This window comes from Pseudomonas sp. NKUCC02_KPG (genome assembly GCF_019345465.1).
In the GTDB taxonomy this organism is placed as follows: domain Bacteria; phylum Pseudomonadota; class Gammaproteobacteria; order Pseudomonadales; family Pseudomonadaceae; genus Aquipseudomonas.
In genome coordinates this window covers 122738-139516 of the sequence record NZ_JAHKRC010000003.1, presented here as the reverse complement: position 1 = coordinate 139516, position 16779 = coordinate 122738, and the positions used below count along the sequence as shown (strand labels likewise).

17 protein-coding genes are annotated in these 16779 nt (G+C 60.0%); 4 read left to right on the top strand and 13 right to left on the bottom strand.

The features are described 5' to 3' along the window. Positions 1–143 precede the first annotated feature (143 nt). From KO536_RS24430 to KO536_RS24215, 6 genes are all read right to left on the bottom strand, one after another. Positions 144–668, bottom strand: coding sequence for a hypothetical protein (locus KO536_RS24430; protein WP_307876317.1), 525 nt, complete (start codon positions 666–668; stop codon positions 144–146). A gap of 41 nt (positions 669–709) precedes the next feature. Beyond that, complete coding sequence (locus KO536_RS24425) at positions 710–940, bottom strand: hypothetical protein (protein WP_307876316.1); 231 nt, start codon at positions 938–940, stop codon at positions 710–712. Further along, positions 937–1350, bottom strand: coding sequence for a hypothetical protein (locus tag KO536_RS24420; protein WP_307876315.1), 414 nt, complete (start codon positions 1348–1350; stop codon positions 937–939). Before KO536_RS24420 ends, KO536_RS24425 begins: the two co-directional genes overlap by 4 nt. Positions 1351–1572: 222 nt before the next feature. After that, positions 1573–2370, bottom strand: coding sequence for a hypothetical protein (locus KO536_RS05250; RefSeq protein ID WP_219261334.1), 798 nt, complete (start codon positions 2368–2370; stop codon positions 1573–1575). After that, on the bottom strand, positions 2367–2747 hold the full coding sequence (locus KO536_RS05245) for a hypothetical protein (protein WP_219261333.1): 381 nt from the start codon (positions 2745–2747) through the stop codon (positions 2367–2369). Before KO536_RS05245 ends, KO536_RS05250 begins: the two co-directional genes overlap by 4 nt. Continuing rightward, complete coding sequence (locus KO536_RS24215) at positions 2744–2869, bottom strand: hypothetical protein (protein WP_257622806.1); 126 nt, start codon at positions 2867–2869, stop codon at positions 2744–2746. The genes KO536_RS05245 and KO536_RS24215 overlap by 4 nt, the downstream gene beginning before the upstream one ends. A gap of 235 nt (positions 2870–3104) precedes the next feature. On the opposite strand from KO536_RS24215, the gene KO536_RS05240 reads away from it, so the two are divergent. The 3 genes from KO536_RS05240 (at position 3105) to KO536_RS05230 (ending at position 5778) form a co-directional block, all read left to right on the top strand. Further along, positions 3105–3968, top strand: coding sequence for a LysR family transcriptional regulator (locus KO536_RS05240; RefSeq protein ID WP_219261332.1), 864 nt, complete (start codon positions 3105–3107; stop codon positions 3966–3968). 92 nt (positions 3969–4060) lie between these two features. Beyond that, positions 4061–5305, top strand: coding sequence for an AGE family epimerase/isomerase (locus tag KO536_RS05235; RefSeq protein ID WP_219261331.1), 1245 nt, complete (start codon positions 4061–4063; stop codon positions 5303–5305). 227 nt (positions 5306–5532) lie between these two features. After that, positions 5533–5778, top strand: a complete 246-nt coding sequence (locus tag KO536_RS05230; protein ID WP_219261330.1) for a hypothetical protein — start codon at positions 5533–5535, stop codon at positions 5776–5778. Here KO536_RS05230 and KO536_RS05225 read toward each other — a convergent pair. From KO536_RS05225 to KO536_RS05200, 6 genes are all read right to left on the bottom strand, one after another. Continuing rightward, the gene (locus tag KO536_RS05225; protein ID WP_219261329.1) at positions 5762–8197 is read right to left on the bottom strand and encodes a TonB-dependent siderophore receptor; all 2436 of its coding nucleotides are present in this window, start codon (positions 8195–8197) and stop codon (positions 5762–5764) included. The two genes, KO536_RS05230 and KO536_RS05225, sit on opposite strands and share 17 nt — an antisense overlap. Positions 8198–8296: 99 nt before the next feature. Continuing rightward, a complete protein-coding gene (locus KO536_RS05220; RefSeq protein WP_219261328.1) occupies positions 8297–9274 on the bottom strand; it encodes a FecR family protein in 978 nt (325 codons plus the stop codon). Further along, entirely contained in the window at positions 9271–9771 is a 501-nt protein-coding gene (locus tag KO536_RS05215) for a sigma-70 family RNA polymerase sigma factor (RefSeq protein ID WP_133079707.1), read from the bottom strand. The genes KO536_RS05220 and KO536_RS05215 overlap by 4 nt, the downstream gene beginning before the upstream one ends. Before the next feature lie 174 nt (positions 9772–9945). Then, entirely contained in the window at positions 9946–10692 is a 747-nt protein-coding gene (locus KO536_RS05210; RefSeq protein ID WP_219261327.1) for an SDR family oxidoreductase, read from the bottom strand. 66 nt (positions 10693–10758) lie between these two features. Further along, positions 10759–12855 (bottom strand): bifunctional diguanylate cyclase/phosphodiesterase, encoded by a 2097-nt coding sequence (locus tag KO536_RS05205; protein WP_219261326.1) that lies wholly within the window; start codon positions 12853–12855, stop codon positions 10759–10761. 82 nt (positions 12856–12937) lie between these two features. Further along, positions 12938–13846, bottom strand: a complete 909-nt coding sequence (locus tag KO536_RS05200) for a LysR family transcriptional regulator (RefSeq protein ID WP_219261325.1) — start codon at positions 13844–13846, stop codon at positions 12938–12940. A gap of 162 nt (positions 13847–14008) precedes the next feature. Here KO536_RS05200 and KO536_RS05195 point away from each other — a divergent pair, with 162 nt between their 5' ends. Next, positions 14009–15541, top strand: a complete 1533-nt coding sequence (locus KO536_RS05195; protein ID WP_219261324.1) for an MFS transporter — start codon at positions 14009–14011, stop codon at positions 15539–15541. Positions 15542–15569: 28 nt separating this feature from the next. Here the strand turns inward: KO536_RS05195 and KO536_RS05190 are convergent, their stop codons facing one another. Then, positions 15570–16778 carry an acetyl-CoA C-acyltransferase gene (locus KO536_RS05190; RefSeq protein ID WP_133079697.1) on the bottom strand — a complete coding sequence of 403 codons (1209 nt, stop codon included), beginning with the start codon at positions 16776–16778 and terminating at the stop codon, positions 15570–15572. Between the last annotated feature and the right edge of the window lies 1 nt (position 16779).

Here is a 16779-nt window from a genome sequence, read left to right as displayed (position 1 = left end):
ATCCATAAACCTCACCGGCTCAACGATGGGGTTTATGGATCTCACGCCCTGCCCTCATTCCAGATCAGCAGGACGCGTGCTGGGGCCGTCGGCTTTCAGCGTTCAGTCACAACACGCAGCGCGAGAGCCATATCCCAAACGGGCTAGCTAAACGAATCAATATCGAAATTGAAGGGTGTTCCCGCAACGCGGACTCCGATAATGGTTGCTATCGCCCGCTCATCATCGTCGGCAGATGGCGGAGCCATTGCCAGATGTTCCTCCTTACGGTTCTCTGCATGAGCTTTCCAGCGAGGCAAATCCTCATCAGTCAGTTCGGGTAGTCCCGCGAACACGCCATACACATCGGCCTCACTGACACGGCTAACCCGTAACTCGCTCAGCCGCGTGCGCGTGATCTCTATGTTGCGGAACTCTTGTTGAAGAGCGGCCATCGCCGCGGCTTGATGACGGACATATCTGTCGGAGCTCGCCGCCAGGCGGCTCTCCAGGGTGAGTACTTGCCGCTTGGCATTGGTTAATGCCTCATCCACCTGCTCAAACTCATCAATAGTCACCAATGAGCGATTGGACTCCTGAGCATCCTGCCAGCGGCGCAGGCAGGCCCAGCAGTTGGGAATGTAGCTGACGACCATTTTGTGGTGGGCATTATCAATCACCTGCCGCAAGAATGATCCACGGGAGGGCAGGCCGTCGGTTGCCTTCAGCGCTACGGCACACCCGTGGTCGTTGATGGTGCTGCACCCGGTTTCCAGAGGATCGAGGACATGATGCCCGCGTTAAAGTAGACCGGCATGAAGTGTCGCAGTGTGCCGTGGTGAGCGTAGGGCTCACCGGTCATGTTGACCATGCCCAGTACCAGCGATGCCACCCCGATAGCCGGGTTCAGCACGGTAACGATACCCTGTGCCATGTACTCCCGCTGGGTGGACGTATTCATCCATGTCGATGGAACGCTTGGCACCGGATCGAAAGAAGAATCAGCGCATCATGGTGAGTGATAAAGGCTTGGGTATCGGTGCCACCGTCATATGCACGATCATCAAGCCAGTGAATAGTCGCCGGATTTTCCTGCTTCTCCCCCAGGCTCGAGCTATTAACCTGCGGGTAGAGTGCCGGGTCGAAAGGCACCACCTCCAGGCGTCTGGAGTACGGCACCTCCTCATACAACGGGTAATACGCCTTTCCTCCAGCCTGCGCGGCATCCACCTGCCAAAGCTCGTCAAATTTTGCTAGCGCGTCAGCAAACCAATTGCCGATGCTCGGCTGTAGCGGAAAGCTCACTGTGTCGGTTTCTACCGGATGATCGATGGGTTGCTGGGCAAAGTCGCTGTAACTCAGTGTCGACATCAACGCCGCAGTAGTGGTTTTCCACTTTCCCGGAGCCTGTCGCATCCAGCTTGCCGGTGTAGATAATGTCTTCGTAGTCGATGATCTGATAGGTCAGCCCGGCATAAGGTTGTCCATCCCCGAACTCGTCCACTAACTGAAAACTGGTCGAGTGTTCCCGTAAAGGGCAAGCGTGAATTGTGCCATCCATGGATGACCTGTCACGTTCTGGCAGTGCACGGATCATGGGGTCACCTCCTTGTTTTCCGTGCAACCGGGGTAAATGGTGCAGGTGTCGCGACCATCCGGCATGCGAAAGGTGCTGAAGTCTTTGTAATTGCCATAGCAAAAGGCATGTTGGTCTTCAAAATTGTCTCCCATACAGCGTTTCCATCCACCGGGCACCTTGACCCAGGTGTCCTTCATGTAAGGTCTTTCCTCATCGGCCAACTTGATTTTCAGTTTCACGGTTTTGCCCGGTAGCTGATCAAGGGTGTACGCGGCGAACGGACGACCTTTGGTGACATTGCCCTGGGCATCGGTGTTTTTGCAGGAGAGGATTTTTCTTAGAATTCGAGTTTTACCCGAGGTCCGAAATAACCACTGGCACTCCCCCAAAATCTGGCTTTCGCCAGCAACATTGAAGGAGCCTTTGTCGCGAGCGTCGAGATAATCGCGCACCGCAATAAACCCGGAGTCACCACCAAAATCCCCTCGATCTTTCCCATACGCCGCGTTGATATCGAGTTGAATGCTGTACAGCACCAACTCGCAGCCTTTGCGGGTGCGGTGTATTTCAATCTGCGCATCAGGCTTGTATTCAGTTCGCCACTCGCGGTTGAACTGCTGTTTCACATTGTTATACCTGCCCAGGTTGCAAGATTGACCGGGGACAGGTACGTAGGTCACTTTCGCGACATAGGCAAAGCCCGGTGGCATGTCGGCGGTCAGGGTAAAAGTGTCGGACTTTCCTGTGGCTGAGCAGCCGCCAGCCAGGGCCAGGCAACTGCCGAGAATTAAATTGTGAATAACGCGTTTCATACGGGGCCATCCCCCTGCCAATACAGCGCTTGCTGATAAACCCGGTCAAAGTGCATCGCCGGAGTTTCGTTTGACCGGGGTAGCCAGTTTTTGGGTGGGTTGCAATCCGACGCCTGCAAGCTTTGCATCAGCAAAAAGTGAATGCTGTCGGGTGCCTGCCAGCCCCAGGTATGGGCCAGGTCGAGTTGGCCCCGTAGCCAGGCATCAATGTCTTGTTCTCGGGCCAGATCGAGCAGCGTGTCGAGGCGTTCGCGGACCAGGTAACGGCGCGTATTGTCGAACTGTATGCCCATGAAGTTTTCTTCAGGCGTAGGTGTATGGCACCGGTGCCGTCCCTGCCGGGTTTGCTCTTGCAACCATTGCTCAAGGGTACTCATGCACTCTCTCCAATGTTGAAGCAGCTGATGGTTTCAGCGCCATCAAAAGCCAGGACCTTGAAGTCGTTGCAAACAGAAGGGATCAGGAACGTGAGATGCGCAGCATTCACCGGCGCGAACATAGGCTTGTCCTTAAGCTGGGAGATAAAGGGGGAGTTGCGATACCTGAGCCTGAACAGGCTCAAAAGTGCGGCGCCAAGCTAGCAGGGCGACAAACTGATAGATGTAAGACGCTTCCTAAAGAAGGAGAGAGTTTTCCTTTCCGGTACATGCAGAAACCCGCTCCCGCAGAGGTTTGAGGGTGAGCAGCAGCCTGTTCTCCCTTACACTGAACGCCCCTTGCTCACTGGCGCGTTTATGGACCTCGACCTGGCTCGCACCTTTCTTGAAATCGTTCGCTACGGCAGCCTGGTCGGCGCTGCCGAAAAACTGCATGTCACCCAGACTGCCGTGACCGCGCGGGTGCACAAGCTCGAAAGCCTGCTGGGCGTGACCCTGTTTATTCGCAATCGCGCAGGCGCCAGGCTGACCCCCGAGGGCGAGGCGTTTGTGGTGTACGCCAATCAATTGCTGCAGACCTGGGAAGCCGCCCGCCGAGACCTGCCACGACCCGAAGGCCTGCATCAATTGCTGCACATCGGCGGTGAAGTCAGCCTGTGCAATCCGCTGATCCTGAACTGGGCCAAAGTCCTGCGCCAACACCTCACCACCCATGCCCTGCGCATACAGATCAGCGACGCCGAGCAGTTGCTGCGCCAGGTTGAAATGGGCCTGCTGGACGCGGCACTGGTCTATCAACCCGCCTACTGGCCCGGGGTACAGGTGGAGCAGTTACTGGAAGAAAAACTGATCCAGATTCGCCGTCCCGAGCAGCCCGAACCCTATGTGTACATCGAATGGGGCGAGGACTTTCGCCGCCAGCATGATGCCGCCCTCCCCGACAAGGCGCGGGCAGCCATCAGCTTCAACCTGGGGCCGGTGGCGCTGCATTACATTCTGGAAAACGGCGGCAGCGGCTATTTCCGCACACGGGTGGTCAAGAGCTACCTGGACAGCGGCGCGCTGGAACGCGTCCCGAAAGCCCCCGAATTCAGCTACCCCACTTACCTCGTGTACTCACGGGAAAGGGACTGCGCCGCCTTGCAACACGCCATCGCGCTGTTGCGCGAGATCGTCAAGCAAGACAGCGACTGGTCGCAGCGCTGGGAGCCGGAAATTTAAGCCAGTGACCCTGAGATGAAAGCTTTCAGCTTTATGCCCGATCCCTTAGTCTGCGAGCGTTGAATAACGAATAAGAACACTACAGGTGGCACATGACCGACCTCACCCGGACCAACGAAAGCTGGCTCACCAGCGCACCCCATCAACAGTGGCTGCGCGATCAGGGCCAGTCACTGCTGGACTTCGCCAAGGCGGCGCGCGTGCCATCTGGCTTCGCCCAACTGGACCGGTTTGGACGACGACCGGATGATGCCCCGGCTGACACCATCACCACGGCACGCATGGTGCACAGCTTTGCCCTTGCCCATATTCAAGGCCTGCCCGGCTGCGCCCCGCTGATCGACCACGGCCTGGCAGCACTGGCCGGCCCCCTGCGCGATGCGGTGCGGGGTGGCTGGTTTGCCACCCCCAACGCCCAGGATGGCAATACCCGCAAAGCCGCGTACCTCCATGCTTTTGTAGCCTTGGCCGCCAGTTCCGCAGCGGTCGCCGGACGGGGCGGCTCAGCCGAGCTGCTGGGTGATGCCGTGCAGATCCTCGAAAACAATTTCTGGTCGCAAGAAGAAGGCGCCTTGCTGGAAAGCTTTGCCAGCGACTGGAGTGACTGCGAGGCCTATCGCGGGGCCAACAGCAACATGCATGGCACCGAAGTCTTTCTGGCCCTGGCCGATGTGCTCGACGAAGACTTGTGGCTCGATCGTGCCTTGTGCATTGCCGAGCGGGTCATCCACCAGCATGCCGCACAGTCCGACTACCTGCCCGTAGAGCATTTCGATGCCCTCTGGCAGCCGTTGCCCGACTACAACCGCGACAACCCGGCAGATGGCTTTCGTCCTTTTGGTAAAACCCCGGGTCACGCCTTTGAATGGGCGCGTTTGTTGCTGCACCTGGAAGCAGCCCGTAAACAGCGCGGCTTGTCGGCGCCCCAGTGGTTGCTCGAAGACGCACGCCAACTTTTCAACAGCGCGTGCAAACATGGCTGGAATGCCGATGGCGGCAGCGGAATTGTCTACACCCTGGACTGGAACAACCAGCCAATGGTGCGCGAACGCCTGCACTGGACCCTCGCTGAAGCCGCAGCTGCGGCCGCAGCGTTGTTGCAACGCACCGACGAGCATGAGTACGAAGTCTGGTATCAAACGTTCTGGGACTATATCGACCTGCACATGATCGATCGTGTGAACGGCAGCTGGCACCACGAACTGGGGATCGACAACCAGCCTTCGGAAAACATCTGGCCCGGCAAGCCGGACCTTTACCATGCTTACCAGGCCACCTTGCTGCCCCGCCTGCCGCTGGCCATCAGCCTGGCCAGTGCACTCAAATTGCGCCGCTGAAAAAAAACCGGCCGGTAGCCGCTGAGGAGCGAAGCGAGGCAGCGATCGAGCGCGAAGCGATCGCTAATGCAGACGCCTCGATGTCTCTGATAGATCGAGGCGTCTGCATCGCAGCCTTCGTTCCTCGGCAGCGACTACAGATTCGCCACGAACTCCGTGTTGTAGTCGCTGACGAGTGGAACGAGGCTGCGATCGAGCGCGCAGCGATCGCTAATGCAGACGCCTCGATGTCTCTGATAGATCGAGGCGTCTGGATCGCAGCCTTCGTTCCTCGGCAGCGACTACAGATTCGCCACGAACTCCGTGTTGTAGTCGCTGACGAGTGGAACGAGGCTGCGATCGAGCGCGAAGCGATCGCTAAAGCAGACGCCTCGATGTCTCTGATAGATCGAGGCGTCTGCATCGCAGCCTTCGTTCCTCGGCAGCGACTACAGGTCGATGGCGATGGCAGTGACATCACCAGTCGTATTTGACTTCCAGCGCCGCCGTCCTTTGCTGCCCGTAGTAACAGCCGAAACTGTAGTTGCACGAGGACACGTACTCGCGATCAAACAGGTTCTGCACGTTGAGGCGGGTGCTGACCCCTTTCAGGCTCGAGTCCAGTGCCGCAAGGTCATAGCTGAGCGTGGCGTCATACACCACAAACGAAGGCGTCTTGAAGGTGTTGGCCGAGTCGCCGAAGTTTTTCCCGGTGTAACGGGCACCGCCGCCCAGGGTCACGCCTTCAAGTGCCTGCCCGGTAAAGTGATAGTCCGCCCACACACTGGCCGCCCACGGTGATTGAGCCTCGCTGCGGTTGCCTTCGTTGCCGTAGTTGGACTTGGTATAGATCACATCCAGATACGACACAGACGCGATCAGGTCGATGTTGTTGAAGCTGCTTTTGCCTTCCACTTCAATGCCCCGCGACCTGACTTCACCTGCCTGGACTTGATATTCCAGGTACTCAAGGTCGCCCGTAAGGACATTTTGCTGGGTGATTTCGAACACCGAGGCGGTGAGCAACGTCGTGTCATTGGGCTGGTACTTGACCCCCACTTCATATTGCTTGCCCGTCATCGGCTCGAATGCCTTGGCGCCACGGTCTGGCGCCGAGGTGCCCACTGACGGCAAGAACGACTCGGTGTAGCTGATGTACGGCGCCAGGCCAAACGAGGTGACGTAGGTCAGGCCCACGCGGCCGGTGAATTTGTTGTCGTTTTGCGTCTCCCGGGAACGGGCCAGCAAATCGTTGTTTTCGACTTTTGCCCAGTCGTGGCGACCGCCAATGGTCAGGATAAAGTTGTCCAGCTTAATCTGGTCCTGCACATACAGCCCGGTTTGCTTGACCCGGTTATCCCACTTCGTGGTCAGGGTCGGCACGCCCGTGGTGCGGTAGTTGGTCGGATTGTAGAGGTCGATGACTTCGCTGCCGGACAGGTTGTAGCCCTGATACTTGCGGGCGAACTGACGGTAGTCCAGACCCACCAGCAAGGTGTGCTGCAGGGGGCCGGTGGTGAAGTCGCTTTGCAGATGGTTGTCGAAGCTGTACGAGCTGTTCTGCTGGCGCCAGTCGAGCTTGGTCCGGCTGGCATGGGTGTCGGTAGCACCGTCCGGGGCCGTGACAAAACGGTTGAGATAAAACCCCTTGTAGCGGTCATTGACGTCGATGTAGCTCAGGCTCTGGCGATACGTCATGACCTCGTTGAAGTCATGGGAAAACTGATAGCCCACCCCATATTGGTCGCGCTTGTAGTCGTTCCATTTCGAGTCGCCCAAAAACGTGTCGCGGTCGATCTTGTTGCCCTGGGAGTTGCGGTACAGGCTGCCCACTGCGGGCAAGGCCTGATAGTCGGCCAGGGCGTCATCACGCTGCAACTGCGCATACAGTGTCAGTTCGGTGCTGTCATTGGGGGCCCAGGTGAAGCTGGGCGCCAGCAGCATGCGCGAGTCTTCGGTGTAGTCCACCTGCTCGCTGCCGGTATTGCTCACACCGATCAGCCGATAGCTCAGGGTTTTGGCATCGTCCAGCGGGCCGGTGGTATCAAAGGCCAGGTTGTAACGGTCAAAACTGCCGGTGCCGACCTTGACCTGGTGCCTGGCCTCGGTGCCCGGACGCTTGGAGACCATATTGATCATCCCCCCCGGCTGGTTTTGCCCATACAGCACGGAGGACGGGCCCTTGAGCACTTCGATACGCTCCAGGGTGTAGGGATCGATCTGCGGGGTGCCGCCCAGGCTGCCGGCTGACGGCAGGTAGGCGCCATCGAGATAGAGCAGCGTGGGGGCAAAACCCCGACTGGTGATTTCATCAGCGATGGTGTTGCGATCGGTGTAGCCATTGGTGCTCACCCCCGGGGTGTAACGCAACGCTTGTGTCAGGTCGCGGGCGCCCTGCACCTGCACCTGATCAGCAGTGACCACGTTGATGGTCTGGGGGATCTCCAGAATCGGTGTGTCGGTTTTGGTCGCGGTGGCCGAACGGGTGGCGACAAAGCCGTCAACGTGACCACGACCCTCTTCGCCCACACGCGCCGACACGTTGGTCGCACCCAGGTTCAACGCGCCCGCCTCAGCCTGCGGGTAAACACTCAAGGCGCCGCTGTCGGTCACGCTCAGGCCCAGGCCACTGCCCGCCAGAGCACGTTCGGCAGCCTGTTGCGGTGTGTACATGCCGTTCACCGGCGCGGAGTTCCTGCCCTGCAGCAAGGCAGGCGCAACGGACAGGGTCAGGTTGCTGTCACGGGCGATCCGGCTCAGGGTCACGCCCAAAGGCGCGGCAGGCAGGTCAAAAAACCGAACGGCACTTTGCTCACTGTGCACCGCTTCAGCCACCGCACTTGGCAAGTGACCCGCAATGCTCAGGGTGATGGTCAGTGCCAGCAGGCAAGGTCTTAGCGGGGCATACGGCATGGGGCGTCCTTTCTCGTTGCAAGGTAGGCAGTTGTAACCTTGACCAACGAGCAAGGATTTCCCCTCACACTATTTGCAATTAATTCCCATTCGGCTGGTTTACCGATTCACATCAATCAGGGTCAACCACGGCCCGTAACGCGTGACCTTGATCGGCAAGGTTTGCGCCAGCGCGCTCAGGGTTTGGGCTGTGTTGTTCAGGGGGAACACCCCGAACACCCGCACCCGTGCAGCCTCGGGACTGATGCGCAACACCCCCGTCTGGTAAGGCGCAAGCGCGTCGACCAGGGCTGACAACGGTTCGTCATGCAGCTCTACACGGCCGTGGAGCCAATCGGTCTGGCTACGGGACGTAGGGGTTTGCGGGTCAATCTGGCTGGCCGTGAAAGACACGGCCTGGCCGGTGTCTATACGCCGCTGCTGACCACCCAGGGTGTTCAGTTGCACACTGTGCTGTTGCACGCTGGCCAGGCTTTCGCCCGTCCCCTGACGCACCATAAAGCGCGTTCCAAGGGCCTGCACCTGGCCTTGGGCCGTGACCACCACAAACGGGCGCCCGGCATCGGCGGCCACCTCCACCTGCAACTCGCCTTCGCGCAGTCGCACGCGGCGCTGACCATCAGTGAACTCGATATCGACTGCGCTGCGGGCGTTGAGTGTGAGCAGGCTGCCATCCATCAGCTCGATGGTTTTGCGCTCACCGGTTGCCGTGTGCTGGTCGGCCATCAAACCCGTCAGTGGGGTCACGCGATCCACCAAGCCTGCGGCACCCAGGCCAAGCAGCAACAGTAACAGGCCGCCTTGCAGGGTCTTTTTACGCGCCGGAGAAGTCCCGGCCAACAGTGCCCGGCGTGCGGCCTGCATTTGCCCGGGGCTGCGCCGCTCTACCGATTGCAAATCAGCCACAGGGGCTTTCAGAACGCCAGCCACCCGCTGCCATGCGGCCATGTTTTCGGGGCTTTCAGCCAGCCATGCCTTGAACACCTGCCGCTCCGAAGGGCAGGCCTGCCCGGACTCCAGGCGCAGCATCCAGTCAATGGCTGCACGGGTAATCGGATCAACTCTGGTTGTACTCACAGGACCGGCTCCGTTTGCCCCAGACAATGAACAAAGGCGCGACGCAAATCACGTTCGACCGTGGCCAGCGATACCCCCAACTGGTCAGCGATGGCTTGCTGGGGCATGCCTTCAAGGCGATTGAGCAAAAAGGCCCGTTTCACCCGTGACGGCAGCCCTTCAAGCACCCGGTCAATGGCTTCAATCGCCTCGCGAACCAGGGCAATGTCTTCGGCAGAAGGTGCATAGGCCTGGGGCAAATCGGCCAGTTGATCCAGATAGGATTGCTCGAGTTTGCGGCGACGCCACAGTGAACACAGCAAGCGGCGGGCGACGGTACTCAGATACGCCCTGGGCTCCTGGATACGCTCCAGTTGCCGGGCGTCCCAGGCGCGCAGAAATGTGTCCTGGGTCAGATCAGCCGCATCCTGTGGGCAACGCACCTGTCGCGACAGCCAGCCGCGCAGCCACGCATGATTGTCGTGATACAGACTTGCCAACAGGCTTTTGGGGTCCACAGGGCTAGACACGATAGATAACCAGACTTAAATAGCAATAAGTCGCATTATCGTCGGATGGGAAGTAATTGCAAGTTACAAAACTTGTGGAAGTGGCTGGCTCACGATGGTCGCAACGGGACAGGCCAGAAACTGCGCGCCGCCCTCATCGCGAACAAGCCCGCTCCCACAGACTCAGCGCCCGCCGCCCAGATCCAGAAAGGTGCCAGTGGTGTAGGAAGCCTTGTCCGAGAGCAGCCACACAATCGCTTCGGCCACTTCTTCGGGGCGCCCGCCGCGGCCCATCGGGATGATCGGTTCAAGTTTGCTGACCCGGCCCGGATCGCCGCTCAGGGCGTGAAAGTCGGTGAATATATACCCGGGGCGCACTGCATTGACCCGGATCCCCTCACCCGCCAGTTCCTTGGACAAGCCCAGGGTGAAGGTGTCGAGCGCGCCCTTGGAGGCCGCGTAGTCGACGTACTCACCCGGCGAACCCAGGCGCGATGCCACCGACGACACATTGACGATATTGCCGCCCTGCCCGCCGTAGCGTGGCGACATGCGCAGCACCGCGTGCTTGGCACACAGGATCGGGCCCAGCACGTTGGTTTTCAGGGTATGCATGATGCGCAGTTCGGTGAGCTCGTCGACCCGTGACTTGAGCCCCACGGTGCCCGCGTTGTTGACCAGCGCCGTGACCGGCCCCAACTGCTCGTCGACTTCAAGAAACAGGCGAATGATTTCATCTTCGTCACTCACATCGGCACGCACCGCGATGGCTTTTGCGCCCAGGGCACGAACCTGCGCCAGCACCTCATGGGCTGCCGCATCATCCGTCAGGTAATTGATGCAAATCCGATAACCCTGTTGCGCCGCCAGCACGGCGGTGGCGGCACCTATGCCGCGGCCGCCGCCGGTGATCACGATGACTTTATCCATAAATACGTGCTCCCCTTACTACGATCCAAGTCTGGGGGGCAGAATAACCGCGAAGGCTTTAGTTTGTCAGGTCAGTGTCGATTTTCTGTCCGTGACGGGCTCGGCGCGATGGATTTCCTGCATGAATTGCTCGGCAGGCAGAGGCTGACCCAACAGAAAACCCTGCAGTGAATCGCAGCCCAGGGTAGTCAAAAAGCTTTGCTGGGTATCGGTTTCCACACCTTCGGCCACAATCCGCAGCCCCAGTGCCTGGCCCAGCGCAACAATGGCCGAGACAATCGCCGCATCGTCGCTGTCATGCTCCAGGTCACGAACAAAACCACGGTCGATCTTCAATTCATTGGCCGGCAGACGCTTGAGGTACATCAGGCTGGAGTAGCCGGTGCCGAAGTCATCAATGGACAGGTCCACGCCCATCTGCGAAAGGCGCTGCAGCACCACCATGCTTGCATCGGCGTCGCTCATGGCGGTGGTTTCGGTGATTTCCAGGGTCAGGCTGTTGGCTGGCAACCGATGCCGTTCCAGCGCCTCGACAACGCTGTCGACCAGCCCCGTGTGGCAGAACTGCAATGCCGACAGGTTGACCGCAATGCGCCAGCCGCTATAACCCTGATCGAACCACACGCGCATCTGGCGGCACGCCTCGTTAAGCACCCAATCGCCAATAGGGATGATCAGCCCGGTTTTCTCCGCGAGGTCGATAAAGCTCTCCGGCAACAGCAAACCCTGCTGCGGATGCTCCCAGCGCAACAAGGCCTCGGCACCTACCGGCTGGCCAGTGCCCGCGTCGAACTTGGGCTGGTAATGCAAACGGAACTGTTGCAGCACCAGGGCCTGACGCAAGTCTTGCAGCAGTTGCAACTGTTTGCGGGCGTTGAAGTTCATCGAGGCATCGAAAAAACTGTAGCCATTTTTGCCCGTGCCCTTGGCGTGATACATCGCCGCATCGGCGTTCATCAGCAGCTCTTCGGCACTCAGACCGTTGCCGGGATACAGCGCGATGCCGACACTCGCGGAAATCAGCAAATCATGCTCGTCGACCCGGAACGCCTTGGACAACAGACTGACCTGGCGCGCCGCCACTTGCGGGGCATCGTCCGGCTCAAGCAGGCGCACCAGCAATACAAATTCATCGCCACCGATTCGCGCCAGGGTGTCCTGGCTGCGCAACTGCTCGCGCAAGCGCAACGCCACTTCACGCAACAGGCGGTCGCCCAGGTGATGACCAAAAGCGTCGTTTACCGGTTTGAAACCATCGAGATCGATAAACATCAGCGAGAAGCATCCGCCCTGCTCCGTCACCTTGCTCATCGCCTGACCGATGCGGTCAGCCAGCAGGATACGGTTAGGCAGCCCGGTCAGGGTGTCGTGCAGCGCCAGTTGCGTAAGCTCCTCATTGGCCAGGGTCAAAGAGTCGGCAAGGACCGCCGTACGGGCATTGAGCCGGTCATCAAAAACCGAGGTCAACAGAGCAATCACCAGCACGGCCAGGCTGGACACCAGCACCAGATTATCCAGCCCCTTGCCGCTCAAGCCATCCACGGCGGCCCCGCAAAAACTGCCAATGGGAAAATTCGCCGCCGCCATGCCGGTGTAATGCATACCGACGATGGCCAGCCCCATGATGACCGCAGCCCCTCCCCGGATCAGACGCACATAAGGGGTTTTCTTGCGCAGGCGAAACGCAATCGACAACGCGGCGGCAGAAGCGCCTACCGCGATCAGCAACGACAGGGCAAACAGCGTCGGGTCGTAACCAATCCCCGGCTGCATGCGCAACGCCGCCATGCCGCTGTAGTGCATGGCACTGATGCCCGCACCCATGATCAAGGCGCCGAACAACAATTGCAGTGCCGGCAAGTGCGGCTGACTGACCAGCCACAAGGCAAAGCCTGACGACAGGATAGCCACCAGCAAAGACCACAGGGTAAGCCCCAGGTCGTACCCCAGGGTCAGCGGCAACTCCAGCGCAAGCATCCCGATAAAGTGCATCGACCACACGCCAAACCCCATGGCCAGTGCCCCGCCACCGATCCATAGATACACGGCCCGGCCCCTGGCAGTGGCAATACGACCGCTCAGATCAAGGGCGGTGTACGACGCCAGAATGGCAACACACAGGGAGATAAAAACCAGCGAGGGAGAGTAGCTTGCAGAAACCATGGACCTTCTCGTAAGCGGGTGCCGAACAGCATCCATGCCCGGTAAAGGGGCGCGATTGTACTGCTTCCAGACGCTAACGCACCTATGAATGCGAGGAAATCCTGCTGGCCTGTTGTTCGTGCGCACTGACGCGCTTTACCTGTTCGATATAACGCGTCACCGCCGCCGATTTTTCAAATCGACGGTAGATCAACGACAGCCACGACTGCGCCTCACACCCTTCAATCGACCGGTAAATGACATTGGGCAGGCTGATATGGCCGACCACTGATTCAGGGACCACCGCCACGCCCTGACGCAGTGAAACCAGGGCAATCACAGCCACCAGCCCTCCCGGCTGGGGCCCCAGCGCGGGCGCAAAGTCGCCTTGGGCAGCCACCTGCAACGTACCGCTGATTTGCTCCGGCAAAATAAACGTCTCGTTTTGCAGATGCTGCGCACTGACGCTTTTAAGACGCGCCAGCCAGCTGTCTGCAGCCAGGGCGAGAACAAATCCCTCGGCCTTGAGACGAATCGCCTCCAGCCCCTCGGGCAAGGTCATGGGTGAGCGCACATAACCCAGATCGAAGCGGCCTTCAGCGACCATCACCGGCAAACTGGCCATCGGTGCTTCACGCACACTCAAACTGACCTCGGCGCATTCATTGGAAAACCCCTGCACCTGCTGCTGCAAAACCCCTGAGTACACCGCCGATGCCACGTAACCCAGTTCGATATGGCCTGTCTCTCCACGCCCGGCCCGCTGGGCATTGCGCTGGGCAAATTCGAACTGGCGCACCGTGGCCTCCGCCTCGGGCAACAGGGCCCGCCCAGCTTCGGTCAGGCTGATCTGTCGCTGCTGGCGCACAAACAGGCGCACGCCCAGGGCGCATTCAAGGTCCTGGATTTGCCGCGTCAAGGTCGGCGGCGCAATGCCCAGTACTTCTGCGGCCCGGGTGAAATTGCCCTGCCGGGCAACGGCCAGGAAATAACGGAAATGGCGTATGTCCATAGCAGCATTAGCTCAAAGGTAATGAAGTTCGGGTTTCAGGCTAACAAGCACCGCAGTGCCCGCCCCTACACTGGGGCCATCGCCGCACTGAAGAGACGTGAGCATGACCGTAAAATTAATTGCCTGCAAAGTAATGCCTGAACCGGGTCAGGGGCTAAAACGATGAAAGCTGTCAGCCCGCGCCTCACCCTGCTCACGGCCAGCGGGGTGTGCTCACTCATCGTGCTCGACACCAACATCGTCGCCGTCACCCTGCCCAGCATCGCCCGGGATCTGGGGGCCAGCTTTGTCGATATCGAATGGGTCGTCAGCGCTTACATGCTGGCGTTTGCCGCCTTGCTGTTGCCGGCCGGGAGCATTGCCGACCGCTTCGGTCGTAAAAAGACCCTGCTGTGGGGCTTGAGTATTTTCATCCTTGCGTCCCTCGGCTGCGGCGCGGCGCCCAACAGCCTGCTGCTGGAAATCGCCCGCGCCGTAAAAGGCGCAGGCGCGGCCTTGCTGCTGACCTCGGCGCTGGCCTCGATCGGGCATGCCTTTCACGATGAGGTCGAACGGGCCAAAGCCTGGGCCTTCTGGGGTGCCTGCATGGGGGTGGCCATGACGGCGGCGCCCACCCTTGGCGGGCTGATCACCCAATACCTGGGCTGGCGCTGGATCTTTTACCTCAACCTGCCGGTTGGCCTGCTGATGATGCTGCTGGTCAGGCATGCCATCGCTGAATCCCGCGACCCGCAATCGGCCCGACTCGACCCCTGGGGCAGCCTGGCCTTCAGCGCCAGTCTGGTGTGCCTGATCTGGGGCCTGATCGAAGCCAATCGCATTGGCTGGAACGCCCCGCTGACCTATGCCCGGATAAGTGCCGGTGTGCTGTTGCTGGTTCTGTTTGTGTTGATCGAATCACTGCAGCGGCGCCCCATGATCGACCTGCAACTGTTTCGCCATCCGCGCTTTATCGGCGCCCTGCTGGGCATGTTTGCCTATGCGGGCTGCGCTCAGGTGATGATGACCTTGCTGCCGTTCTATCTGCAAAACGGCCTGGGCTTGAGCGCTGTCACTTCGGGCCTTGGGATGTTGCCGTTTGCCCTGGCCATGCTGCTCTGCCCGCGTATCGGCGCCCGCCTGGCGTCCCGTTACAGCCCTGCCAGCATGATGGCCGCCGGTTTGACCCTGGTAGGTTGCGGCAACCTGCTCAGTGCCTGGGCGGTGGATCATGGCGGCTACCTGAGCTTTGCGCTGACCACTGCGGTAACGGGTGCCGGGGCGGGTTTGCTCAATGGCGATACGCAGAAAAACATCATGGCCTGCGTGCCACGTGACCGTGTGGGGATGGCGTCCGGCATGAGTACCACCATGCGCTTTAGCGCCATTGTGCTGGCCATCGGCGTATTTGGAGCCCTGCTGGGGAGCCACACCGAGCAACACTTGCGCGCCAGCCTCAAGCAGGACGCCGGGCAGTGGCTGGGGCAAAGCCACTTCATTGCTTCGCGGGTAGTGGCCGGTGACATGCCGGGGGCGCTCAGCCAACTGCCACTGGAGGCACACGCACAGATCCAGTCTTTGGCGACTAGCGCCTTTGTGGCGGGGTTTAGCCTGGTCTTGTGGGTAGCGGGGGTGATGGGGCTTCTGGGCGCCCTGGTGGTGGGCACGCTGATGCGCAATCCGATACCGCAATCACGCCTGGCCATAACCCGATAGCCGCCGCACCCCCACGATCAAAAGCGCTTCAGTCCAGCTCGAACAACCCTGCAGCCCCCATGCCGCCGCCGATGCACATGGCGACCACGACAAACCGGGCGCCACGGCGGCGGCCTTCGAGCAGGCTGTGGCCCACCATCCGGGCTCCCGACATGCCGAACGGATGACCAATGGAAATCGCCCCGCCGTTAACGTTCAGGCGGTCGTTGGGGATCTGCAGGAAGTCGCGGCAGTACACCACCTGGCAGGCGAACGCTTCGTTGATTTCCCACAGGTCGATGTCCGATACGGTCAGGCCAAACCGCTTGAGCAGTTTTGGAATCGCGAACACCGGGCCAATCCCCATTTCTTCTGGCGCACAGCCACTCACCGCGATCCCGCGATACACGCCCAATGCTTCGATCCCGCGCTGTTTGGCTTCGGCACGGCTCATCATCAAGACCGCCGAGGCGCCATCGGAGAACTGCGAGGCGTTGCCCGCCGTGATGAATTCCCCCTGCTGGACCCATTTACCGTCCTTCCAGACCGGCTTGAGTGCTGCCAGATCCTCAAGGGTGGTGGACGGACGATTGCATTCGTCGCGATCCGCGATCACGTCCTGATAACCGCTGGGCTTGCCTTCTTTGTCAAAGCACAGCTTGCGCGCAGCCAGCGGGACGATTTCGTCGCCGAACAGACCACCCGCCTGGGCGGCGGCAGTGCGCTGCTGGCTTTGCAGGGAATACTGGTCCTGTACTTCACGGCTGATGTTGTAGCGGCGAGCCACGATTTCAGCGGTTTCGAGCATCGGGATATAGGCCGTGGGCATGCATTCAAGCACCGCCTCGGACTGTGCACGGTAGGTGTTTTTGTACTTATTCTGGGTCAGGGACAATGACTCCACACCACCGGCCACGGCGATCGACATTTCGCCGGTCATGATGCCTTTGGCTGCCACCCCGATACTCATCAGGCCCGAGGCGCACATGCGGTCTATCGCCATGCCCGGTACGGTATTGGGCAAGCCGCCGGTGTTGGCACACAAGCGTCCGATGTTGTAGCCCTGGGTGCCTTGCTGGGCAGCGGCGCCCATGATCACGTCTTCCACCGAGCCCGGTTCTATCCCGGCGCGCTCGACGACGGCGCGCACCACGTGCCCGCCCAGCACCGGCGCTTCAGTGTCGTTGAACGAGCCCCGGAAAGACTTGGTCAAGGCAGTTCGGGCCGTGGATACAATCACAACGTCATTCAGATTCATG